Annotated in this window: 17 protein-coding genes and 4 pseudogenes; 14 read left to right on the top strand and 7 right to left on the bottom strand. The window is 66.4% G+C overall.

Translation table 11 applies throughout. From position 1 onward, the window contains the following. Window positions 1-96: 96 nt before the first annotated feature. Window positions 97-360: pseudogene (locus tag ACFWAY_RS42565) on the top strand (TIM barrel protein); the annotation flags it as partial. Between the two features lie 10 nt (window positions 361-370). On the opposite strand, the gene ACFWAY_RS42560 reads toward ACFWAY_RS42565, so the two are convergent. Next, complete coding sequence (locus ACFWAY_RS42560; protein ID WP_378514736.1) at window positions 371-799, bottom strand: hypothetical protein; 429 nt, start codon at window positions 797-799, stop codon at window positions 371-373. A gap of 16 nt (window positions 800-815) precedes the next feature. On the opposite strand from ACFWAY_RS42560, the pseudogene ACFWAY_RS42555 reads away from it, so the two are divergent. The 4 genes and pseudogenes from ACFWAY_RS42555 (at window position 816) to katG (ending at window position 6,151) form a co-directional block, all read left to right on the top strand. Beyond that, window positions 816-2,157, top strand: a pseudogene (locus tag ACFWAY_RS42555) (sensor histidine kinase). Between the two features lie 17 nt (window positions 2,158-2,174). Continuing rightward, a pseudogene (locus ACFWAY_RS42550) lies at window positions 2,175-2,825 on the top strand (response regulator); the annotation flags it as partial. Between the two features lie 617 nt (window positions 2,826-3,442). Further along, a complete protein-coding gene (locus tag ACFWAY_RS42545; RefSeq protein ID WP_378514735.1) occupies window positions 3,443-3,886 on the top strand; it encodes a Fur family transcriptional regulator in 444 nt (147 codons plus the stop codon). A gap of 36 nt (window positions 3,887-3,922) precedes the next feature. After that, the gene (gene katG / locus ACFWAY_RS42540; protein WP_378514734.1) at window positions 3,923-6,151 is read left to right on the top strand and encodes a catalase/peroxidase HPI; all 2,229 of its coding nucleotides are present in this window, start codon (window positions 3,923-3,925) and stop codon (window positions 6,149-6,151) included. Between the two features lie 76 nt (window positions 6,152-6,227). On the opposite strand, the gene ACFWAY_RS42535 is transcribed toward katG, so the two are convergent. Together ACFWAY_RS42535 and ACFWAY_RS42530 are read right to left on the bottom strand one after the other, a co-directional pair. Then, the gene (locus ACFWAY_RS42535) at window positions 6,228-6,461 is read right to left on the bottom strand and encodes a hypothetical protein (protein WP_378514733.1); all 234 of its coding nucleotides are present in this window, start codon (window positions 6,459-6,461) and stop codon (window positions 6,228-6,230) included. Between the two features lie 93 nt (window positions 6,462-6,554). Further along, a pseudogene (locus tag ACFWAY_RS42530) lies at window positions 6,555-7,333 on the bottom strand (acetoin reductase). Window positions 7,334-7,784: 451 nt separating this feature from the next. On the opposite strand from ACFWAY_RS42530, the gene ACFWAY_RS42525 reads away from it, so the two are divergent. Then, window positions 7,785-8,693 carry a hypothetical protein gene (locus ACFWAY_RS42525; protein WP_378514732.1) on the top strand — a complete coding sequence of 303 codons (909 nt, stop codon included), beginning with the start codon at window positions 7,785-7,787 and terminating at the stop codon, window positions 8,691-8,693. 784 nt (window positions 8,694-9,477) lie between these two features. Here ACFWAY_RS42525 and ACFWAY_RS42520 read toward each other — a convergent pair. After that, window positions 9,478-9,939 carry a ubiquinol-cytochrome c reductase iron-sulfur subunit gene (locus tag ACFWAY_RS42520; RefSeq protein WP_378514731.1) on the bottom strand — a complete coding sequence of 154 codons (462 nt, stop codon included), beginning with the start codon at window positions 9,937-9,939 and terminating at the stop codon, window positions 9,478-9,480. Window positions 9,940-10,220: 281 nt separating this feature from the next. On the opposite strand from ACFWAY_RS42520, the gene ACFWAY_RS42515 reads away from it, so the two are divergent. The 5 genes from ACFWAY_RS42515 to ACFWAY_RS42495 all read left to right on the top strand — a co-directional run bounded on the left by ACFWAY_RS42515 (window position 10,221) and on the right by ACFWAY_RS42495 (window position 16,627). After that, on the top strand, window positions 10,221-10,712 hold the full coding sequence (locus ACFWAY_RS42515) for a MarR family winged helix-turn-helix transcriptional regulator (RefSeq protein WP_378514730.1): 492 nt from the start codon (window positions 10,221-10,223) through the stop codon (window positions 10,710-10,712). Then, entirely contained in the window at window positions 10,709-11,668 is a 960-nt protein-coding gene (locus ACFWAY_RS42510; RefSeq protein ID WP_378514729.1) for an alpha/beta fold hydrolase, read from the top strand. Before ACFWAY_RS42515 ends, ACFWAY_RS42510 begins: the two co-directional genes overlap by 4 nt. 411 nt (window positions 11,669-12,079) lie before the next feature. Continuing rightward, a complete protein-coding gene (locus tag ACFWAY_RS42505; RefSeq protein WP_378514728.1) occupies window positions 12,080-13,189 on the top strand; it encodes a ring-opening amidohydrolase in 1,110 nt (369 codons plus the stop codon). Window positions 13,190-13,350: 161 nt separating this feature from the next. Continuing rightward, window positions 13,351-14,856 (top strand): amidase, encoded by a 1,506-nt coding sequence (locus ACFWAY_RS42500; protein WP_378514727.1) that lies wholly within the window; start codon window positions 13,351-13,353, stop codon window positions 14,854-14,856. A gap of 91 nt (window positions 14,857-14,947) precedes the next feature. Then, window positions 14,948-16,627, top strand: a complete 1,680-nt coding sequence (locus ACFWAY_RS42495; protein ID WP_378514726.1) for a PucR family transcriptional regulator — start codon at window positions 14,948-14,950, stop codon at window positions 16,625-16,627. Here ACFWAY_RS42495 and ACFWAY_RS42490 read toward each other — a convergent pair. Beyond that, window positions 16,519-18,183 (bottom strand): PucR family transcriptional regulator ligand-binding domain-containing protein, encoded by a 1,665-nt coding sequence (locus tag ACFWAY_RS42490; protein ID WP_378514725.1) that lies wholly within the window; start codon window positions 18,181-18,183, stop codon window positions 16,519-16,521. The two genes, ACFWAY_RS42495 and ACFWAY_RS42490, sit on opposite strands and share 109 nt — an antisense overlap. Before the next feature lie 143 nt (window positions 18,184-18,326). On the opposite strand from ACFWAY_RS42490, the gene ACFWAY_RS42485 reads away from it, so the two are divergent. From ACFWAY_RS42485 to ACFWAY_RS42475, 3 genes are all read left to right on the top strand, one after another. Then, on the top strand, window positions 18,327-18,791 hold the full coding sequence (locus ACFWAY_RS42485; RefSeq protein WP_378514724.1) for a nucleoside deaminase: 465 nt from the start codon (window positions 18,327-18,329) through the stop codon (window positions 18,789-18,791). Further along, window positions 18,788-20,089, top strand: coding sequence for a cytosine permease (codB, locus tag ACFWAY_RS42480; protein ID WP_378514723.1), 1,302 nt, complete (start codon window positions 18,788-18,790; stop codon window positions 20,087-20,089). Before ACFWAY_RS42485 ends, codB begins: the two co-directional genes overlap by 4 nt. 497 nt (window positions 20,090-20,586) lie before the next feature. Continuing rightward, window positions 20,587-20,868 carry a hypothetical protein gene (locus tag ACFWAY_RS42475; RefSeq protein WP_378514722.1) on the top strand — a complete coding sequence of 94 codons (282 nt, stop codon included), beginning with the start codon at window positions 20,587-20,589 and terminating at the stop codon, window positions 20,866-20,868. A gap of 62 nt (window positions 20,869-20,930) precedes the next feature. Here the strand turns inward: ACFWAY_RS42475 and ACFWAY_RS42470 are convergent, their stop codons facing one another. Both ACFWAY_RS42470 and ACFWAY_RS42465 read right to left on the bottom strand, forming a co-directional pair. After that, window positions 20,931-21,272, bottom strand: coding sequence for a hypothetical protein (locus tag ACFWAY_RS42470; RefSeq protein WP_378514721.1), 342 nt, complete (start codon window positions 21,270-21,272; stop codon window positions 20,931-20,933). Window positions 21,273-21,544: 272 nt separating this feature from the next. Beyond that, window positions 21,545-22,150: a hypothetical protein gene (locus tag ACFWAY_RS42465; RefSeq protein ID WP_378514720.1), complete on the bottom strand. Its 606-nt coding sequence runs from the start codon at window positions 22,148-22,150 to the stop codon at window positions 21,545-21,547. Window positions 22,151-22,702: the final 552 nt, after the last annotated feature.

The raw sequence follows: 22,702 nt of genomic DNA, 5'->3' as shown, positions 1-22,702 counted from the left end.
TTGTAGTAACACGCCTCCAACGCGCATATTCGGCATTACCCCAGTTCAGCGCGCCTTTCCGGGAAATCGTGTGCTCATCAGCTGCGGAAGTCGGGTATGAATCTCGATCTCTATCACGCCCAGATCGGCGAGGGAAACCTCATCGAACTCGTCCGAAAGGCGCTGCCCTACATAGGGGAAATTCAGGTCGCCGACGTCCCCGGACGCTGCGAGCCCGGAACCGGCGAAATCCACTACCCGGCTGTCGGGGCCGCGCTCCGCGACATCGGTTACACCGGCGTCGTCGCACTCGAAGGGTGGGCGAAGAACGATCCGGACGACGCGCTCGACGCGTTCGAGGCCGCTTTCGCGCACCCGTAGGGCATGTCTGTCACGCGGGGGTCATCGTCGTCGCTCGCGCGCCGATCGGTCGCTGCTCGAACCGGTGGCCGGACAGACGCCCGGTGTCGTGGGCCTCGATCATCCGCTGCTCCGCGCGCTGGGAACCGCGCAACGGCAGGGAGGAGGCGGCCGCGGTGTCGAGGAGCGCACGCAATGCCGGTTGTTCGGCGGCTAGCGCCCGCCACGTCGCATTCAAGGGGGTGCCGTCCTCGACCGCCTGGTCGAGGCGGGCCGCGAGGTGGTTGCTCCACCGGTGCTGAAGGGCGAGCAGAATGGTGTCGGCCGAGCCGAAAAGCTCGATCGCGCCCGGTACTTCGTCGAACCGCAGGGCCCGTGCGGGGTCGGTGTGCGCCCGCGCCAGGATCTCTTCCAATACCGCCCGGCGTGCACGGAAATCGTTCCACGACATCTCGGCCACCTCCGTTGTTCCGTTGATGACTGCAACGCTACGGATCCGCGGCAGCCGTTTCGCCGTGCCACGGTCGCGTTCTCGTCTCCTACCGTGGGTGGAGGGTGTCTCCGCTCCGGAGACGACGCGGTGCGGGTGGGTCTTCGCCTACGCTGGTCGTGTGCAGGTGACGGCATTTTTTCGTCGACGCGTGGCGGAGAGTGAGTACGACTATCCGCTCGCTGTGCCGGTGTTCGCGCACATCGCCGTCGTTGTCATCGCCGGTGCCGCTGTCGCGCAACGCGACGGCTTCGTGCCGCCGGGATGGGTCCTGCTGTGTGGCCTGGTCGCCGCGGTGACCCCCCGTTGCGGGAGACATGATCAGACCGGGGGTGGTGCTGCCGCGTCCGTTCCTGGCCGTCGTCGTCATCGCGGCGGCCGCACTGTTGTTCCTGCAGCAACCCGACACCGCCTTCGACTTCGCTCCGCTCATCCTCGTGATCTTGACCGCCGAGGTCGCGGCAACGGCGTCACTGGCCGTCAGCCTCGCCACCTTGGCTGCCGCGATGGCAGTCCTGTCCGCGTTTGCACTGACGGGCCGACTCGACGGTGCGCCTTACGCTCTCGCCGGAGTCGTGCTGGGCTGGGCCTTCGGCTACCTGATGCTCACGCAGTTGCGCCTCCTTCACCAGGAGCGGGCCTCGAAGGCGATCCAATCCGAGCAGGCCGCCACACGTGAGCGCCAGCGAATCGCCCGCGAGGTTCACGACGTCATCGCCCATTCGCTGAGCATCACGCTGCTGCATCTGACCGCGGCCCGTCGCGCGCTCGAGCAGGACCGCGATGTCGACGACGCAGTGGACGCGCTCTCCGACGCCGAGCGACTCGGGCGGCAGGCGATGGCCGACATCCGGCGCACCGTCGGGTTGCTCGACGCCGGCCCGGCCGGCACCCGGCCCCAGCCTGGCGTCTCCGATCTCCCCGATTTGATCGACGACTTCCGCCGTGCGGGTCTCCCGGTGGCCTTCGACATGCAGGGAGACCTCTCCACCGTGACCGGCGCAGTCGGTCTCGGCATCTACCGCATCACGCAGGAGTCGCTCGCGAACGTCGCCAAACATGCGCCCGGCGCCAGTGCCGACGTGCGGCTCACGACCGAGCCGGAACGCGTGACCCTTGAGATCCGCAACCCGACCCGAGGTCAGGTAACCCCGCCGAACGGTTCACCCGGTTCCGGTCTGCGGGGCATGCGCGAGCGCGCCGCGCTGCTCGGCGGCAAACTCCGCGCAGGCCCGGACGTCAGGGGATGGTCGGTGCACGCCGCGGTCCCGCTGCCCCGAGACTCCTGCCGGCCGGCGATCCTGCGTCACATCCCGGGGCTGTCGTGACGGGCCCGGAGATCAGGGTGCTGCTGGTCGACGACCAGGAACTGGTGCGGTCGGGGCTTCGCCGGATCCTGCGGCGCAAGGACGGCTTCGTGATCGTCGGCGAATGCGCCGACGGCTCGGAGGTGCCCGATGCGGTGGCGGAGCACACCCCCGATGTCGTGCTCATGGACCTTCGGATGAAGAAGGTTGACGGGATCCGGGCGACCCGCGATCTCCGGTCGCGCGCTGAGCCGCCGCCGGTGCTGGTGCTCACCACGTTCGACGACGACGAACTGCTGTCCGGATCGCTCCGCGCAGGTGCGGCAGGTTTCATCCTCGAGGATTCGCCGGCCGAGGATCTGATTCGCGCCGTACGCACCGTTGCCGAGGGCGGCGCCTGCCTCGACCCCGCAGTGACCGGACGCGTTCTCGCCACGTACCGCACCGTCGTGCCGTCGCCCGACGGGAGCCGGAACCACCTCGCCGAGTTGACCGCGCGGGAACGCGATGTGCTCACGCTCATCGGGCGCGGACACAGCAACAATGAGATCGGGCATGAACTGGGTATCTCGGGCGTGACGGTGAAGAGTCACGTCGGGCACATCTTCCTCAAACTCGATCTCCGCGACCGCGCGGCCGCCATCGTGTACGCCTTCGATCACGGCATCGTCACCCCGGGCGAAACTCGGTCCGGACCGAGTTTCCTGACGCCGGGCCGCATTCTGCGCCTAGTATTCGTTCACCCGGCTTCGAGAAGTGGGGCGAAGCCTGAGTCCACTCTCATGAAGGAATCGACCATGATCGCAATCGGTGTGGTTCTCATCGTCATCGGCTTGATCGTCAAGATCTCGTCACTGTGGATTGCAGGCCTCGTCGTCGGCGTCATCGGCCTCGTTCTCCTGCTCATCGGACTGCGGGGCCGCAAGGTGGGCGGACGACAGTACTGGTACTGACGGGACTTGGTTCTGACGGAACATCCCTGTTCGTCGATTGCGACGCCGTCGACTCGACCTATCTCATCTTGCTCACACCTCGGGGCACACACACCCTGCCAGTCACGTTGCAGCACAGTCGACCCTGTCGGCCGAAAGGGCGGCGGCGGCCTGTCCCACGTGCCGTCGGGTGGCACGATCGGACCGTCTGCGCCGGATTCGGTGCCCTCGGTCGTCGTCACCGTCGATCTGCCCTGAAGGGTTCGATCAGAGCCGCGGTCGGCGAACCGACCGTTTATGCGTGAGTCGAAGTCACGGCAAATTGTTTCCGCAAAGTCTTGGCTGAGTCCAGAAAAGTGAGTCATAGTGGGTGCATGCCGTCGATGCCGGATTACGCAGCGTTGCTGCGCGGGGCTGAGCTCCGCGTGACCCGCCCGCGGGTCGCGGTGTTGGAGGCCGTGCACGCACGCCCGCACGCCGATACGGACACGATTTTCGGAGCGGTGCGCACCGTTCTGGAAGGGGTGTCCCGGCAAGCCGTGTACGACGTGCTGCACGCAGTGACCGCTGTGGGACTGGTGCGGCGGATTCAGCCGCCCGGCTCCGTTGCTCGTTACGAGTCGCGGGTCGGAGACAATCACCACCACGTCATCTGCCGGTCGTGTGGGGTCATTGCGGACGTCGACTGTGCCGTCGGCGAGGCGCCCTGCCTGACCGCGTCCGACGACAACGGTTTCCTCGTCGAGGAGGCCGAGGTCATCTACTGGGGTCTGTGCCCCGACTGCTCGACATCACAGACTTCTCGATCGAACCCATGACCACAGCCCAAGTTGGTCTCTCCCGGAAGGAATGTTGTGTCCGATAGCTGCCCGGTCGCTCACGAGGGAAACACTCAGAGCACCAGTGAAAGTGAAAACCCCGCAATCCCGTCTCCCACTCCGGTGGCGCACCGCCCGAGGAACAACCGCGACTGGTGGCCGAACCAGCCGGAGCTGTCGGTGTTGCATGCCCACACGTCCAAGTCGAACCCGATGGGCGAGGGCTTCGACTACGCCGAGGAGTTCGCCAAGCTCGACGTCGAGGCGCTCAAGCGCGACGTCATCGATCTGATGACGACCTCGCAGGACTGGTGGCCCGCAGACTACGGCCATTACGGCGGCCTCTTCATCCGGATGAGCTGGCACGCCGCAGGCACCTACCGCATCGCGGACGGTCGCGGCGGTGGCGGTCAGGGCGCCCAGCGTTTCGCCCCCCTCAACAGCTGGCCCGACAACGCGAGCCTCGACAAGGCCCGCCGGCTGCTCTGGCCGGTGAAGCAGAAGTACGGCAAGCAGATCTCGTGGGCGGACCTCCTCGTCTTCGCCGGCAACTGTGCCCTGGAGTCGATGGGGTTCAAGACCTTCGGGTTCGGATTCGGCCGCGAGGACATCTGGGAGCCCGAGGAGATGTACTGGGGTCCCGAGGACACCTGGCTGGGCGACGAGCGCTATAGCGGCGATCGCGAACTGTCCGGTCCGCTCGGCGCCGTGCAGATGGGTCTCATCTACGTGAACCCGGAGGGCCCGAACGGCCAGCCGGATCCGCTGGCCGCCGCCCGCGACATCCGGGAGACGTTCGCCCGCATGGCGATGAACGACGTGGAGACCGCCGCGCTGATCGCCGGTGGCCACACCTTCGGCAAGACCCACGGCGCAGGCGACGCCGACCTGGTCGGTCCGGAACCGGAAGGCGCCCCGATCGAGCAGCAGGGCCTGGGCTGGAAGAGTGCCTACGGCACCGGCGTGGGCAAGGACGCGATCACCAGTGGTCTCGAGGTCGTGTGGACCCCCACGCCGACGAAGTGGGACAACAGCTTCCTGGAGGTCCTGTACGGCTACGAGTGGGAGCTGACCAAGAGTCCCGCCGGTGCCTGGCAGTGGACCGCCAAGGACGGCGCAGGCGCGGGCACGATCCCCGACCCGTTCGATTCGTCGGCAGGGCGTGCTCCGACGATGCTGACCACGGATCTCTCCCTGCGCCTCGACCCGGCCTACGAGAAGATCACCCGGCGTTGGCTCGACCACCCGGAGGAGTTCGCCGAGGAGTTCGCCAAGGCCTGGTACAAGCTGCTGCACCGCGACATGGGGCCCGTCACGCGCTACCTCGGCCCGTGGGTTCCCGAGGCGCAGCTGTGGCAGGACCCGGTCCCCGCAGTTGAGCACCAGCTGATCGGTGACAGTGAGATCGCCGCGCTCAAGAGCAAGATCCTCGACTCGGGCCTGTCCATCTCGCAGTTGGTGTCCACCGCCTGGGCGTCGGCAGCCACCCACCGCAGCACCGACATGCGCGGCGGCGCCAACGGGGCGCGAATCCGTCTTGCGCCGCAGAAGGATTGGGAGATCAACAACCCCGCCGAGCTGGCCACGGTCCTGCAGACCCTCGAACAGATCCAGCAGGATTTCAACTCGTCGCAGTCCGGCGGAGTGAAGGTCTCACTCGCGGACGTGATCGTTCTGGCGGGTGCTGCGGCTGTCGAGAAGGCGGCGAAGAACGCCGGTCACGACATCACGGTCCCGTTCACGCCGGGTCGTACCGACGCCACACAGGAGCAGACCGACGTGGAGTCGTTCGCCGTACTCGAGCCGAGGGCCGACGGGTTCCGCAACTACCTCCGGGCGGGGGAGAAGTTGCCTGCCGAGGCCCTGCTGGTCGACCGGGCCTACATGTTGAACCTGACCGCTCCGGAAATGACGGTTCTCGTCGGCGGCCTGCGTGCGCTGAACGCCAACTTCGGCCAAACGAAGCACGGCGTCTTCACCGACCGGCCCGAGGCGTTGACCAACGACTTCTTCGTCAACCTCCTCGACATGGGTACGGAGTGGAAGGGTGCGGCCTCGGCCGAGAACGTCTACGAGGGCACCGACCGTGTCACGGGTGACGCCAAGTGGACCGCCACCGCTGTCGATCTGGTCTTCGGTTCGAACTCGCAACTGCGCGCTCTCGCCGAGGTGTATGCCACCGACGACGCGCAGCAGAAGTTCGTGCAGGACTTCGTTTCTGCCTGGAACAAGGTGATGAACCTCGACCGGTTCGACCTCGACTGATCACGGTTGATCGGCCCCGGCCGATCTCCGTAACCTGGCCCGGCACCCGCGAGCTGATACTCGCCGGGTGCCGGGTTCAACCGGTCGACAGTTTCTCGGCGTTCCGCACCGCAGTCTCGAGGTGCCTGTCCGCGGTGCTCAGGTCGAGCCGGGCGTCGCTGAGGCTGTCGATCACCTGTTCCCGCGAAGCGCCGAGGGTCGTGCTGTCGAGCAGGTCGAACGCGTCGGTCAACTCCTTGATGCGGTTTTCGAGTGCTTGCAGATCGAACCGCAACCGAGCGGTGCGCTCCACCAGGTCGTCGACGTCCACGGCTGCCCCTTTCATCCCCGGACGCGCTGTCGCATCACCCTACGTCCGTCTACCCGCGGATCCGGGAGTGAAACCCCGGCCGCGAGGGGCGGCCTATCGGTACACCAGGCCGCCGTCGATCAGTCCCGCCTGCCGGTCATGTAGTCGGAATCCGGCCCGGCCAGATACGACACGTACGCCGCGACGTCCTCGGGCGTCTGCGCGCGTCCGAGGGCGATGCCGCCGACGAACTTGTCGAACGTGGCGCCCTTCGGCGCGCCGGTGAGGGCCCCGAAACGCTCGTCGATGGTGACCCACATGTCGGTGCCGACAACGCCGGGGCAGTAGGCGTTGACGGTGATGCCGTCGGACGCATACTCCTTCGCCGCGGCCTGGGTGAGTCCGCGGACGGCGAACTTGGTGGCCGAGTACACGCCGAGCATCGGGAATCCCTCGTGGCCGGCGATCGACGACGCGTTGATGATCTTCCCGCCATGTCCGCGTTCCCGGAACTTGGCTGCCCCGACCTGGATACCCCACAGCACGCCTTCGACGTTCACGGCGAGGATGCGTGAGACCTCCTCCGGGGTCACGTCGGCGATCGGGTTGACCTGGGCGATTCCCGCGTTGTTGACGATGATGTCGAAGCCGCCCAGTTCGCGCTCGGTTCGGTCGACGGCGGACTGGACCTGATCGCGGTCCGTCACGTCGGCGACCAGTGAGATCGCCTTTACGTCCACGGCCCGAACCTCGTCGGCCACCGCATCGACCCGGTCGCCGTTGACGTCGATGAGCGAGATGTCGGCGCCGTCCGACGCCAATCGCAACGCGATCGCGCGTCCGATGCCTTGGCCCGCGCCGGTGACCAGAGCGACTTTGCCCTTGATGCTCATCCTTGACTCCTGTCGATTGTGACCGTCCTCACAGGGGAGCCAAGCATTGTCAGCCGTGGGTATTCAAGGGTTGCAGTCGGTGGCAATGTGTGTCCGTTCGCTCGGGATTGCGTTCGTACCCAATCGAAATGGAGGACGCGCCACCGGCGGAATGGTTCGATCGAGGGACGCGAAACAACGACGCGGTCGAGGTTCATCGAAAGCTAGTCAGAGACAACATTCCTGACGTGATCGCCGCCAACTGCCACAAGCCCCACTGGCATCGCCCGGTCGACGACTCGGACTACCTCGCGGCGCTCCACGCCAAGGTCGTGGAGGACGCGAGGGAACTCCCGACCTCGGCAACGCGACCGACTCGTAGTCGGAGGGATTGACACAGCATTGATCACGGCGTTTGACTGGAACGCAAGCTTGTGCGGGCTCGCCCGGTGGTGTTCTGGGAGGTGGACGTATGCGCGGCATAGGGACAGCGGGTCTGGGGCATCGACGCGGAGCAACCCCTCACCGCAGGACCATCTCGGTACTGGCACTGGTCGGAGTGTGCATTCTCTCCCTGGCAACTACCCAGACAGCCAGCGGCGAACCAGCGGCAGACACCGTCGACACCGGGTTCGCGATCCCCTTCTCCGGGGCACCCGGTTACGAGCGCCTGGCACCGACGCAGGTGACCAGTCCGGGTCAGCTCAACCAGCCACTCGGTCAGCAAGCGGCGGACGAGATTGCCGGCCAGGTGGGGCTCACCAGGGCTGACGCTCTATCCGAGCAGCAGTATCGCGACCTCATCACCGGCGGCGGAGTCGGCGGCAGCCTCGAAGCTGCCGAGGTGATCGATGCATGCGCCGAGATCCTCACCAATACGAACGGTCGTCCCCTCTATTCCGACGTCGATGGCCACCCCACACCCTCGGTTCTGGCCAGCTACGGCCTCTTCGTGAACGCCAGCGGACTGCTGGAGAGTCCGGCCAACGCGGACGCGCCGACGAGGCAGGTGAACTCTTTGATCGCTCCCGGCGGTTTTGTGGGGACATGGTTGAGGAACAACGATGCGACACGAACCCTGATAGCGCTCTACCGGTCGGCATACACGGTGCAAGCGGTCTATGGCTTCGCAGCGCAACAGATTTCGGGCGCAGCTCAACTGGTGACCAACACCAAGGAGGGTGTGAGTTCGGAGGTAGGCATGTCGATGGCGCCGCCGCTCTGGATAGTGAACTTCGCCCTGCTTTACATATTGAATCCTTCACTGGCGGCCGCGATGCCTGCCCACTGGGCTCCCATTCCGTCGGCGGTTGCCGACGCAGTTCGGTCGAGCCCCACCGGCCAGGTTCCTTTCAGCGACTACGCGTCCTACCTCCAGTGATTCGATTCCGGAGCCCGGCGAGGTCTCGCTCGATGGCATGAGCGGCGGCGAGGTGCTCCACGAACTGACGGATCGGTAATTACGCGTAAGGGGGCTTCCGATCACACCCGATTCCGCTTGCTGCGGGCACGTCTGCAGATAGTTCTCGAGGGGCGCCGAGCGTCACGAGTCGCGTTTCATGCGGGCTCTCAATCCGACTGGCAGTGCCCCGGATGCGACAATGGTCCCGGCATTCGGCATTCGGCATTCGCCTCCGCATGCGGTGCGCATCGCGCAGCCGCCGTAGCAAGAGGTCGCCCGGCGGAATGAGCGTGACGGAGTAGAACACCGCACCGTCAAGAGAATCCTCAGCCACGCAGGAGAACACTCCGAAGGCGGAAATAACCAACAGGCCGCACGCGAAACTCGCCGCCCGATACCTGAACGCCATTGTTCATCCGTCCTTCATGTTCGCTCAGTAGGGAGCGAACCCAGCGTGCCGTGAGAATGAAAAGCCCCGCCAGACCGGCGACGCGAATCAAGATCAGACCGACCGAGCACGTGCTCCCCGGTGCGAGGGAGCGTCCACTGTCAGTCACCGATTGCGACACCGCTCACTGGTGAGACGAGAACAGATCACCATGCACGCGGTGGCTCCACAAGGGTTTCGCCGAGGTCGGAGGCACGAATGCGTCACACCCGGCGAGCGACCGTGTAGGCCAGTGGCATCGTCGGAGAGATGTGGCCGAAGTGGGCCTCCCCGAGCACAACGAGTGACAGGATCGGCCCGGAGCTGTCACACACCTCAGCCGATCACGACCGAGTCACCCTGAACGGAGACGCTTCGTGGGGCGAGCGGAGCGGACGCCGGACCCGTGTGCACAGACCCGTCGAGATTGAACTTGCTGCCATGGCACGGACAATTGATGGTGCCGCCGGAGACGTCGGAGACGGTGCATCCCGCGTGCGTGCATGTCGACGAGAACCCGCGGAAGTCGCCGCCGCTGGGCTGTGTGACGACAATATCGCCGAGCACCGCGCCGCCACCGACGGGGATGTTGCCGGTCGGTACGGTTGCACCCGCGGGCTTCACGGCTGGGCCGGCGCCGGCGCCGGGCGCAGCTGGCGCGCGAGTTCTACTGAACAGCGCGCTACCGGCGGCCAAGGCGGCTGCTGCAGCGCCGATACCGACGATAACCGTACGGCGCGGGAGCGTTAGCTGGTCGCTCCGTAGTCCCTGCTCCTGGTCAAGTTCGTCGGACTGCATGTCAGGCTCCTCGTCTTGGGCTGTGGTCGATGCGGACCGCTCAATGGTTATAACGAGGGACACGGACGACTGGTTCACACGCGCCACTCCGGGCAGAGGCGCTGTCTCGGTCAAGATCGATCAGAGCCCCGGGGTGTCCTGCCGGGCGCACTCGTCGGGGAGGGCTCGGCGAGCGGTGAGTCCAGACCGCGACGCGCGTATTCGACGACGATGTCGCCATGGGGAAGTATCCGCCAATTTAGATGTGTCAGATGTGCTGACACGCGTGGTACAGTGGCGACATGATGTCAGAGAAGCTGACAACCGCCTCGGCGGAGCTGCCACGACCGGATGCGAATCTCGGCTACCTGTTCCGGCTCGCGAATCAGCGCTTCCGCGCGCTGCTGGACGCAGCGCTGGAGGACCTCGAGATGTCGGCGCAGGAGTACGGGATCCTCAGCGTCTTCGAGACCCGTCCGGAGCTGTCTACCTCCGAGCTCGCGCGCATCTCGCAGGTCACGCGGCAAACGATGCACACATCGATCCTCGGTCTCGAGGCCGCCGGGTTGCTCGAGCGCCGAGCGGTCAACCCGCGGGTGGTGCTCGTGCGCCCGACCGAGCGTGGTCGCAGATGCCTGGACTTGGCAACGCGCCGAGTGCGGGCGGCGGAGCGCGCCGCGCTCGGTGGTCTCAGCGACCGGGACGAGCGGACCGTGCGTGCGTGGCTGGCCAACCTGGCTGCAATGGCGCCACGCCGTGCCGATGCAACAGGTCGACGACAGGACAGGTCATGACTCGACAGCCCCCCGGGCCGGAGAGTGTCGAGCAGCGCATGGTCGATGCCGAGCGCGAGCTGTTCGCCGGCCTCGGCGCCGACGTCGACGAGTTCGTCATCGAGCTCGGGCAGACCGGGCGACGCGTGCGGGTGCTCGCACACGGGCGTGGCCCCGCGGTGCTGCTGCTGCACGGGGTGTCGCTCAGTGCCGCCGTGTGGGCGCCGTTGTTCAGCGAGTTTCCTCAGTTCCGGCTCCTTGCCGTCGACCTTCCGGGGCACGGCTTGTCGGATCCGATGGCGTTCGGGCGTGGGCAGGTGCGCGAGCAGGCCGGCCGGTTGATCGACGACATCCTGGACGCGCTCGGGCTCGACGAGGTCCCGGTGATCGGCCATTCGCTGGGTGGCATGTTCGCCATGTGGCATGTGGCGGCCGGCTCCCGGCGGATCTCTGCGCTGGTCGCGATCGGAATGCCCGCGGTCGCGCTCGCGGGCGTGCGGGTACGCATGCCGCTCTCGCTGATGACCGTCCCCGGGCTGGGGTCGGCGTTCCTTCGATCACCCAGCCCGCGTCCGGTGTTTCGCCGCCTGCTCGCTCGCGGCCTGGGCCCCGCGGAGGTGGCGGCCGCACCGAACGCGCTGATCGAGGCGCTGCGCCTGTCCTCACGCCGCCGCGCAAACGCGCGGACCGTTGCGTCGCTGATGCACGCGATCGACCGGTTCCGACGGCCGCGAGCCGAGAGCGTACTGACGGGCACGGAGCTCGCCGCGATCCGGATACCGACGATCTTCATCCTGGGATCCGACGACCCGTACCTGTCCGTCGACGGTGCGCGGCACTCGATCCAGCGGATTCCGGGCGCGACGATCCATGAAATGCCCGCCGGGCACGCGCCCTGGCTCGTCGACCCCCACAGCGCCGCGCTGCTGGCAGCCGATCCCCTCGCGCGCCGGGGCAGCGCGAACCCGGTCGACTGAACGGCGGCGACCACGACACCCTCGAGGACGACCAGGGCGCGGGGGGCGCTGTGGACGCCGAGGTGGTGACGCTGGGCGACGTCGAGGAGTTCGTCGAACCCCTGGGCGGGCGGCGATCGGGATCTGCTTTCGCGGTGGCGGCGGGTCAGATCTGCCCAACAGCAGCTCTGGTTTGGGCAAAATTTGCCAGTGCTCGATAGGGGGCGCCCTCATAGCGTGGGCGGCGTGAGAGTTCTGATCGGGTTCCCGGTGATCCGCACAGTAGGCGGTGACTTCTGGCGCTCGCCGAGGTCGATCGGGCGGGGTGGTCGCCACATCCCGCGCCGTGTTCACCGTGGACGCGCCGATACCGCCGGAACGATCGTCACCGCCTGATTTTCCTACCCCGCACGCCCCACAGAGGAGATGTCAATGCCCGAAGCAATCGAGGTCCGCAAGGTTCCGCTGCACAGCGTTTCCGACGCCAGCGAGCTGGCCAAGCTCATCAACGACGGCGTGCTCGAAGCGGACCGTGTCGTCGCTGTCATCGGCAAGACCGAGGGCAACGGCGGCGTCAACGACTACACGCGCATCATCGCGGACCGCGCCTTTCGTGAGGTCCTCTCGGCGAAGGGCAGCCGCAGCGCCGACGAGGTGGCCGAGGTGCCCATTGTCTGGTCCGGCGGGACCGACGGTGTGATCAGCCCGCACGCAACGATCTTCGCAACTGTGCCGGCCGGGAAAGCGGCGAAGACCGACGAGCCGCGGCTGACCGTCGGTGTCGCGATGAGTGAGCAGCTGCTGCCCGAGGACATCGGTCGCACGCCGATGATCACGAAGGTGGCCGCAGCGGTGAAGATGGCGATGGCCAGTGCCGGCATCAGCGACCCGGCCGACGTGCACTACGTGCAGACGAAGACGCCGTTGCTGACGATCCACACCATCCGAGACGCCAAGAGCCGCGGCGAGACGGTGTGGACCGAGCACACCCACGAGTCGATGGACCTGTCCAACGGCGTTACGGCACTGGGGATTGCCGTCGCTCTCGGCGAGATCGACATGCCCAGCGACGCGGATGTGATGCACCGCCGGGACCTGTTCTCGTCGGTGGCATCCTGTTCGTCGGGTGTCGAGTTGGACAGGGCCCAGGTCGTCGTCGTCGGCAATGCGCGTGGCGTCGGCGGTCGCTACCGGATCGGGCACAGCGTAATGAAGGACCCGCTCGATCAGGACGGCATTTGGGCGGCGATCCGGGACGCCGGACTCAAGCTGCCCGAGCGGCCCCACACGAGCGACCTGGACGGCCAGCTCGTCAACGTCTTCCTCAAGTGTGAAGCGAGCCAGGACGGGACGGTCCGTGGCCGCCGCAACGCGATGCTCGACGACTCGGACGTGCACTGGCACCGCCAGATCAAGTCCTGCGTGGGCGGTGTCGCGTCGTCGGTGACGGGCGATCCGGCGGTGTTCGTGTCGGTGTCGGCGGCACACCAGGGTCCGGAGGGCGGCGGCCCCGTTGCCGCCATCGTCGACCTCGGCCAATAGTTCGTGCTCACACCGTGAATGAGGTCGCGTCGCGTCCCGGCAACCGGGCCGCGGCGCGACCTCGACCACACGAACCGCCGACTTCAATGATGCTGCGGTCGGAGTTCATGCACGTCGGCGGTTCGCCGGTACTCGCTTTCGAAACGTGGAGAGGTTCACCCATGTCAACCGTCATCGACCCCGTCAGCGCCGGCGACTCCGGCCGGACTCGCCCGGGGTCCTCGTGCCCGCCGCGCGGATACGGAGAGCTCGTCATGTGTGACGCGCTGACGCTCAGTAGTTTGATCAAGAGCCGCCAGGTGTCGTGCATCGACGTCATGACCGCCTATCTCGACCACATCGAACTGCACAATCGCAGTGTCAACGCCATCGTCGCCCTGCGTGACCGGGACGCGTTGCTGGCCGAGGCGCGCGAGCGGGACCGCCAACTGGCCGACGGACACTACCTCGGTTGGATGCACGGCTTCCCGCACGCCGTGAAGGACCTCTCCGCGGTCAAGGGATTACCGTTCACCTCCGGATCACCCATCTTTGCCGACCGGATCGCCGACGCGGACGATCTGTTCGTCACACGGATCAGGGCAGCCGGTGCCATCATCATCGGCAAGACCAACACCCCCGAGTTCGGACTCGGATCCCAAACGTACAACCCGGTCTTTGGGACGACGGCGACACCGTACGACACCTCACGCACTGCCGGTGGAAGCAGCGGCGGCGCTGCCGCGGCCCTGGCGTTGCGGATGGTTCCCGTCGCCGACGGCAGTGACTACATGGGCTCACTGCGCAACCCGCCGGCCTTCAATAATGTTGTGGGATTTCGCCCTTCGTGGGGCCGCATCCCAGAGGCCGGTTTCATCGCTCAGGGCGCGGTGGTCGGTCCGATGGGACGGTCGGTGGCTGATGTGACGCACCTGCTGTCCACGATGGCGGGTCCCGACGCCAACGCCCCGCTGGGCATCGACGAGGACCCCGAGGTATTCACCCGGAGCCTTGACCGTGACTTCAGCGGGACTCGGATCGCATGGGTGGGGGACTGGGGCGGGTACCTGGCGACGGAACCCGGAGTCCTCGAGTTGTGCGAGTCCGCATTCGACGCGTTCGCGAACATCGGTTGCCGCGTCGAGGCGGCGCTGCCCGACTACAAGCCCGAGGACATCTGGCAGCTGTTTCTGAGGTGGCGCTGGTGGGCGCAACTCGGCTTGGTCGACCTCTACAACGACCCGCAGACACGAGCGCAGATGAAGCCCGAGTTCGTGTGGGAGATGGAGCACGGACTCGCTCTCTCCGCGCTCGACGTCACCAGGGCAGCGGCGGCCCGCAACGACTGGCAGGCGGCCCTCACGAAAATGTTCGAAACCTACGACTACATCCTCGCGCCCAGTGCCCAGGTGTTTCCGTTCGACAAGGCCACACACTGGCCCACGACGATCGCGGGCCGGCCGATGGATACCTATCACCGGTGGATGGAGACCGTCGCACCGTGGACGATGACGAGTCTTCCGGTTGCTGCGATGCCGGTCGGATTCGACGACCGCGGGCTTCCCATGGGAATCCAGATCATTGGACGGCACGGCGCAGACCGGACCGTTCTCCAACTCGCCTACGCGTACGAGCAGGCAACTAAGTGGGTGGAGCGTGTGCTTCCGCCCTCGCTCCTCCCGGGCTGAGCCGTACTGTTGACGCGGCGCTCTATCGTCGCCGGCGTACGGTTGGCATATGGAAGATGTTGCCAACGGAGAGCGACCACAGGCACATGATTTGCCAACACCGGTCGGCTACGAGTTGACGGTTCGGGAGCTGCTGACCCTGCCTAGCCTGACCGGCTCGAAGCTGATCGCGGGGGCCGGCGGCCTGGAGCAGATCGTCCTGCGGGTCAACGTCATCGAGGTGCCGGACATACTGCCATGGGTCAAGCCGAACGAACTGTTGATCACCACCGGATTCCCGCTGCGGCATGCCGACTCAGGCCAGCCGTTCGACCCCGCCGCGCTGGTCGAGCTCATCGAAGGCCTCGCCCAGCGCGGCGCGGCCGCACTCGGTGTGAAGGAGGGCCGGTACCTCGCCGAGCTTCCCGCCGCGATGCTCGAGGCGTCCGACCGTCTCGGGTTTCCACTGTTCCTCATCCCGCGGGAGATTGGATTCGACGAGGTGATGTCCGAGGTGTTCACGCACCTCGTCGATCGTCAGGCGTGGGCACTGGACGTTGCGGACCGCATGCACCGTGCCTTGACCAAGATCGTCCTCGAGGGCGGGGATCTGCCGCAGATCGCGGACGAGGTCGCGGCGCTGTTCGAAGCCGCGGTCCTCATCTGCACGCCCGACGGGCGCGTACAGGCGACAGTTGGTGCGGCTCCCAACCTGCAGGCGCTGCACGGGTTGCCGCTGTTCGACCCGTCCGGCCGGCTTCGTACCGAGCGCCTACACCACGGCCTGCAGCCGGCACCGGGCACCGAGGCAGGCCAGATCGCCGTCGCGCCGGTTGTCGCCGGCGGCACCGACCACGGCCTCATCGTCGCCTTCGTGGCAGACGGCGGACTGGGCCCGGTCACCGTGCAAGCGCTCGAGCGCGCCGCAACCGTTGTCGCGTTGGCGGTCACCAAGCAACTCGCGGTGTCGGCCGTCGAATCCAAATTTCGCGGCGACTTCCTGCGCGATGTTCTCAATGGCACCGCAGGGACGACCGCCCAGATCACGGAACACTGCGCGCAGCTCGAATGGGACGTGAACCGCAGCATGGTGGTCGTTGTCGCCGAGCTCGACCCGGACGCCGATCCGGCGACGGCCGGCCAGACGACACCCACGCCGGTTGCCGGGCGAATGCCGCAACAGCGGCTCACTGCTGCCTGGCAGCAGGTGGTCCGTCGCAGGGATCGGTTCGCACCGGTGGTTGGCTTCAGTCATGAAGTGGTTGCGTTGATGCCGGTCGGCGGCAGTGATACCAAAACTGTGATCGAGGATCTGATCGCGGCCATCACCGGGGACCGTGGAGGCGGCCGGCATTCGTTCTGCACCGGAGTCAGTCGCGTCATCGATTCGGTGGCCGGCATCCCGCAGGCGTACGACCAGGCGCGGAAGGCGGTGACGGTGGGGCGGCGCATGCGCGGGAACGGTACTGTCGCCCACTTCGACGGCCTGGGCGTGCACAGACTGCTCTCTCTGGTCGACGACAGCGCTGAACTCCAAGCTTTCGCGAGTGAGGTCCTCGGTTCGCTGGCCGACGACGCCGACGAGGCGATCGATCTCCGCCTGACGCTGCAGGCACTCCTGGACACCAACTGCAACGTCGCCGAGACTGCACGAGTCCTGCATTTCCACTACAACACGTTGCGTTACCGGATCGGTAAGTTGGAGAGCATCGTCGGCCCTTTCACAACGGATCCGATACTGCGCTTGGATGTGGCGCTTGCACTGCGGGTCGTGGAGATGGAGGGTTTGTAGCCGATCAGCGGTGGCCGTGTCGGGGACGCTCGAACGAGGCTTGCGGATCGAGGCCGGTCCGCATGCGCCACGCCGTCAGGGCAAGGCCGACGCACACCAATTGTGCCGGATCGTCGAGGGACGCACCCATTCTCGAGACGTGTCAGCCGGGCATAGAGGGACTGACGTCGAATCCCCAGAACGGCCGCGGTCCGGGCCTTGCTGCTCCGGTTCGCGAGGTACGCATCAAGGGTCCGCGCCAGGTCTGCGGAATATGTTGTGTCATAAGCGATCACGGATCCAAGCTGCTCGGCGATGAACGCGGTGAGCGCGACCGGTGCCACGTCGGCGGCGAGCAACCGCTGGACCCCGACGTCCCGCGAGAGGATCACCCCGGTCCGGGTGCCGAAACGCCGGGCGATCTGGACGATCTCGCGCGCCTGGCCGACCGCCGCCGAGATGTCGGACAGCTGCTGGACCGGCGCTGCCACCCCGAGCGTGCGCACTGCCGAGCCGCAGGGGCCCCGGCGCAGAAGCTCGTCGACGTCGGTGAAGGCGGACCGAACTCGCGCGGGGGAGGCGGGCAACCATCCCTGAGCGAGCACGATGACGTGGTTGGCGGTGACCCCGACCAGGCAGCCACCGAGCACCGCCTGAACCGCCTCCCGTACCGGGGTCGCGAGCTCGCGAACCGGCGTTCGCTGATCGACTTCGACGGCGACGACGAGTACATGCTGACCCTCCACGGGCGTCCAGCCGGCCGCGGTGAGGCGCTCGGACAGGTCACCGTGCGAGGTGAGCACACCGCCCACCAGATCGGTGATGACCGACTGCGCAAGCGATTGACGTGGACCGAGGTCGGGGTGGCGGCCGAGCTCCAGGGCCACCGCGACGGCCGCACAGTTCGCGATGGCGGAACGGTGCGCGGTTGCCTGCCCATTGAGGACGAGTCGACCGAGGGAGCCGGTGGGGCCGCGGACATCGAGGGTCGTCCGCCCGGTCTCCGAGCACGCCGCTGCGGTCGCGCTGCGGTCGACGACCCTGCCTTCCGCGTCGAGGAGGTCGACCCCGCACCCTGCCAGGCGTCCGACCCTGGTGAGCAGCGCGGTCATTCCCTGTCCCGCCACAACGAGTTCGAGAAGTTCCTGCCAGACCGGCTCGCCGGCCTGCGGCGAGCCGAGCCTGCGGCGCAGCAGTAGGTCGTGGAAGTCCTCGACCATCCGCTCGAACGGGACCACCGCGTGCAGGGCCAGGAACGCCAGACCCCGGCGTTGCGCAGCCTCGACGAGTGGGGGCGGGGCCGCGAGGAACGAGCGCCCCACCTCCATCGCGAGCGCGACGCATCCGGCATCCGCGACCTGGTCGACGTAGGCGGTGACCTGCTCGGGGGATCGCCCATGGAGGCCCAGCCCCGTCGTGAGAAGGAGCTCTCCGCCGGAGAGAAGTCCGCCCATCTCGTACACCTCGGAGGAATGGACCCAGCGGACCACCGCGGTATCGGGGGCGCCCGCGAGCACCTCGACGGCGGCGGCCTTGAACGATGGCATCGCCAGGACCTCTCGAAGAGTGGGCAGCATTCCTTCATCCTCGGTCGACGGGGCAGTTCGTCACAGAGCGACTTCTGCCGAACGGACACGTTGTCCCTTGGCAGCCCATTCCAACACTCGTCGAATTGTGGCACAGGCCACAGGTGCCGATCCGTAGGACTCCAGGAGTGCACATGAACAACCCCGTACGGTCCGATGCATATTTCCTCGGACTCGCCATCGAACAGGCGGAGATCGGTTGGGAGGAAGGTGGTGTGCCGATCGGCGCCGCACTCGTCCACGACGGAGAGGTCCTCGCCGTCGGTCGCAACCGCAGGGTCCAGATGAACAGCGCCATCCGGCACGGAGAGACCGACTGCATCGAGCAGGCGGGTCGGCTCCACGCCTCGGTCTACCGCAACTGCGTCCTCTACACGACTCTGTCGCCGTGCTTCATGTGCGCGGGAACCGCTCGGCTGTACGAGATCCCGCGAATCGTGGTCGGTGAGAACCGCTCATTCGAGTCGTCGGAAGGATGGTTGCGTGGCCACGGGGTCCAGGTCGACGTCGTCGACGACGCCGACTGCGTGGCATTGATGGGACGCATGCTGACCGAGCGCCCGGGCCTGTGGCTCGAAGACATCGGCGAACAAGCATGAGCAGCACCGTCGAACCCGCGACTGTCGAGGCGGGCGCCGGCCGCCCCGTTGACCCGGACTATCCCGTCACGCCGGTCCCCCGCAGCGCACGCAAGTCGTTCGTCTCACTCTCGGTGGTACTGCTGGGGTTCACCATCTTCACGCCGACGATGCTCGCCGGGGCGGCGCTCGGCACTGCCTTCTCGTTCGGGAAGCTGATGATGGTGATCGCTGCCGGATCGGCGATCCTGGGAGCGTATGTCGCCATGATGGGGTTCGTCGGCGCTCGCACGGGGCTGACGACCGTCGTCATGGCGCGCTACAGCTTCGGCACTCGCGGGCCCAAACTCGCCTCGGTACTGCTCGGCGGCACCCAGATCGGCTGGTACGGCGTCATCATCGGCACGATCGGCGACCTCACCGCGCAGGCCCTGGGCTGGGAGTCGTACGCCGCCCGCGCGGCGGTGATGATCGCGGCGAGCATCCTGATGTGTATCACCGCGTGTTACGGATACCGTGGGATGTACTGGGTGTCGTTGATCTCGACCCCCTTGATCCTCGCCCTGGCTTGCTGGGTGGTGTCCCGGTCCCTCGATGAGGTCGGCGGATTCTCCGGTCTGGTCTCGGTCGAGCCCACCACCACGATGACGGTCACGCTCGCGATTACGACGGTGGTGGGCACCTTCGTCTCGGCAGGGACGCAAGCGCCCAACTGGACCCGCTTCGCCCGCAGCGGATCGCAAGCGGCCCTGGCCTGCATGATCGGGTTCCTCGTCGGTAACGGTCTGATGATCCTATTCGGCGCCATCGGGGCGATCACCTTCCACGAGGGCGACTTCGTGCTGGTGCTCTACAACCTCGGACTGGTCGGGTGGGGCCTGGTGCTGCTGTTCGGCAACCTCTGGAAGAGCAACGCCGATACCGCATACGCCTTCGGGGTGGCCGGCGCCGGGATGTTCCGAAAGCCGCGCAAGACACCGTTCGTCATCGGCGGGTGTGTGGTCGGCACCGTGCTCGCGCTTACCGGCGTGCACAACCATCTCATCGACTACCTCAGCCTGCTCGGCACGTTCATCCCCCCGCTGGGCGGCGTGATCATCGGGGACTTCCTGTGCCGGTGGCGTCGAGGCATTCCCGAAGACCACACCCCGCAGCCGGTGTACTGGCGTAACCTCGCCGTCTACGCCTTCGCCACCTTCCTCGCGTGGCTCTCCGCCGAGTTCGAGGTGGGGATTCCCCCGCTGATCGGCATCGTGGTCGCCATCGTCCTGACGATGGGCCTGCACCGGGTCTTCGCCGCGCCGAGGGCCACCAGCTAGGGTCGCCGCCCCCGAGGCGTGTGGTGGCCGGCTGTGCTCGCGGGCTTCGGGGGTCGTTGGGGTGATGAGCGTGGTCGACGGCGCCGATTGCGGCCAAAACGATTGGGCGACGAGCGTCCTCGCCGAAAGCGCGAAGACATCCCGCCCCGCCCATAAGGGCATCGGCGATGTTTGCTCAATTAGTCGGCAAATTTTGGTAGGGGAGTACCGGCGTTGCGCCCGGGCATCAATGGAAGAGTGAGTGACGTTGGCGGGAGTAACCCGATACGCAGTCCCGCGGATATATGACGTGGCGGCGCGCGCCACTTCCTCTCTCCCGGTGCCCTTGCCGGAATCTCGATATCCGCGCGTGTGCACAACGACACTCTGGGAGGAGGTCAGGACACGTGCGCCTGAGCAACGACGGCGCCTCGACTACCCGTCACGTCGGTGGCCGGTGGTCTTCGGCAAGCTAGGAGCTCGCCCCTCACCGTCCACCGCCCTGTGAGAGGAAACCAATGAATGCTTTGTTCTACGTCGGCATTGCACTGCTCATTGTTTCGAACGTACTGATCCCCCCGACGCTTCTGCGATTCCACAACGGCGCCAGCCAGTTTCTGCGCTCGACCGTCACCCTGGCATTGGCTGGGTCGGCAGCAATGCTGGTGAGCGCACTGACCTCCACCGATGCTTCGATTGGACAGCGGTGGGCTACCGCGCTTGCCGGAGTCCTCAGCGGCAGCGTCGTGGCTGCGACTATTGCCCTGGTGATCGAGCCCCGATCCGCCGAATCGGGCTAGCTCGGATTCAGCTCCCGGCGATTGACGGCGACGTGCATGCCGTGCAGCTGCGCTGCCGAAGGCTATGCGGGCGCAGGTCCGGAGCAGGGATCGGAACACAATTGCTGTTTGCGCGCCACGTCGGAGACGAACGGGAGGGTGAGGACCTCCATGGCGTCCCCGCGGCAGGCCCACAGGGGCTGGCCGTTGACGATGACGTCCAATTCGGCGAAGCGAGGAACGTCGGCGGGGCCGATGACCTGGACGTGGGCGAGGTGGTGGCGGTTTCTGCAGGGGTCGTTGACCTTTCGTGCGTGTTCGGCAGCGTCGAGGCTGTCGCATACGGCGCGGTCTCCCAGTGCGTGAATGTGGATCTGGAAGTCGTCGCTGACGGTGATTCCGGGCGAGCGGATCCGGTTCTGCACTCGACCGAGACGGCGAACGGGGCCGACTGGGTGTGGCGGAGGGGCTACCGTTCTCGGCCACCTGGGTCACCGTCGGCGCCGATCCCCGAGGTCGACCCGGGTGCCGGGAACCTCAGTGGCCGAGACGAACTGGGCGCCCGCGGGGATTTCGCTATCGAACTTGATCCGGGGCACACTCGAACGGATCCGGAGTCTTCACATGAGGCAACGAATCAACCTCGCGGGCATAGTGACATGAGGCAACAGGAAACTCCATTTGCCTTCGTGTCAGATCAGGGCGCAAACTTCCCGACGGCGTCGAGGTTGGCGAACACCTCACCAGCCATGAAGATGTTGGCACCGGCAGCCTCGTTGAGGGCCTGCGCGAAATATGGGGAGAAGCGGAACGGCCAATACGTGGGGCCGATCCCGCCACCGTGCGGCGTCATGACCGTCGGCATCATCTCATTCAGATTGTAGGTGGCGACCATCCTCTCGCCCTGGGCGATGCCATTGATCTTCACAGTTCCGTAGGCGCCGTCCATCCGCAGCCAGATATCCTCGACCAGAACAGAGTTCCCGGTCTTGCTGATGAACCTCGGCCCGCCGGGATAGAACACGCCCATGCACGCGTCTATATGGTTGGTCTGCGAGCCGATTGGCAGATAGAGACCGGTCTTCGCGGGCTTGGCCTCGAACGGCGCGATGCCTTCAACCGCCATCTCGTTTTCGTTCAGCATCGCGACGATTCGCGGGGGGAAATCGAAGTTGGCATATCCGGACTGCGTAAAGTACGGCAATCTCATACACTCGGCCTGCGCAGTCGGCAAGGGCGCGTGAAGAGATAGCGCCAGAACCAGGAAAGCGACCGCTCCTACAAACACACGCAAGATACGCATTTCTGCTCCACTCTTCGGGTTTGTTCGGCGTGGCACCGGGCGACAAGTACCAAAAAGCCTCACATAGTAGGGTACGCGCCCCGCGCCTGGCATCAAATCGCTATTTTGCCGGGATTGACTTTCTTTTCCTGGGAATGTCGTCATCGGTGCGCGGAGAAGCCCGAAGTTGCACGGTGCCGATGAGTGAGGACGGCTTCGGGAGGGAGGTGCCGTAGTTCTCGTTGCTGTTGTAGGCGGCGGCTTTCCCGCTCTCCCGGAGATTCGGGGTGATGGTTCCCGGGATCCGGTGACGATCGTGCCGCCCACGGGGGCGGGGCTGACGGTGACCGTGAGATCAACGGCCGCAACGATGTTCGCGGCCGCAGTCGCGGCGACTGCGGTGGTGGTCGTGGCGTTCGGCGGGGCGCGGTCACGTTGATCGTGGCCAGCGTGCCCGCGCCAGCGCAAGGGCGCGTTTCTCGCAGGCAGCATCGACAGGCCGGTAGAGGCCTTCAGTGGCGTCCGCGGCCACCGGCTGCGCGTGCTCGTCGAAGGGTGGCGTCTGCCTCACGA

Origin of the sequence: Rhodococcus sp. NPDC059968, assembly GCF_042738615.1 — a bacterium.
Classification (GTDB): Bacteria; Actinomycetota; Actinomycetes; order Mycobacteriales; family Mycobacteriaceae; genus Rhodococcus_F.
The sequence above is the reverse complement of the archived record's forward strand: the minus strand, read 5'-3'. Positions and strand labels throughout refer to the sequence as shown.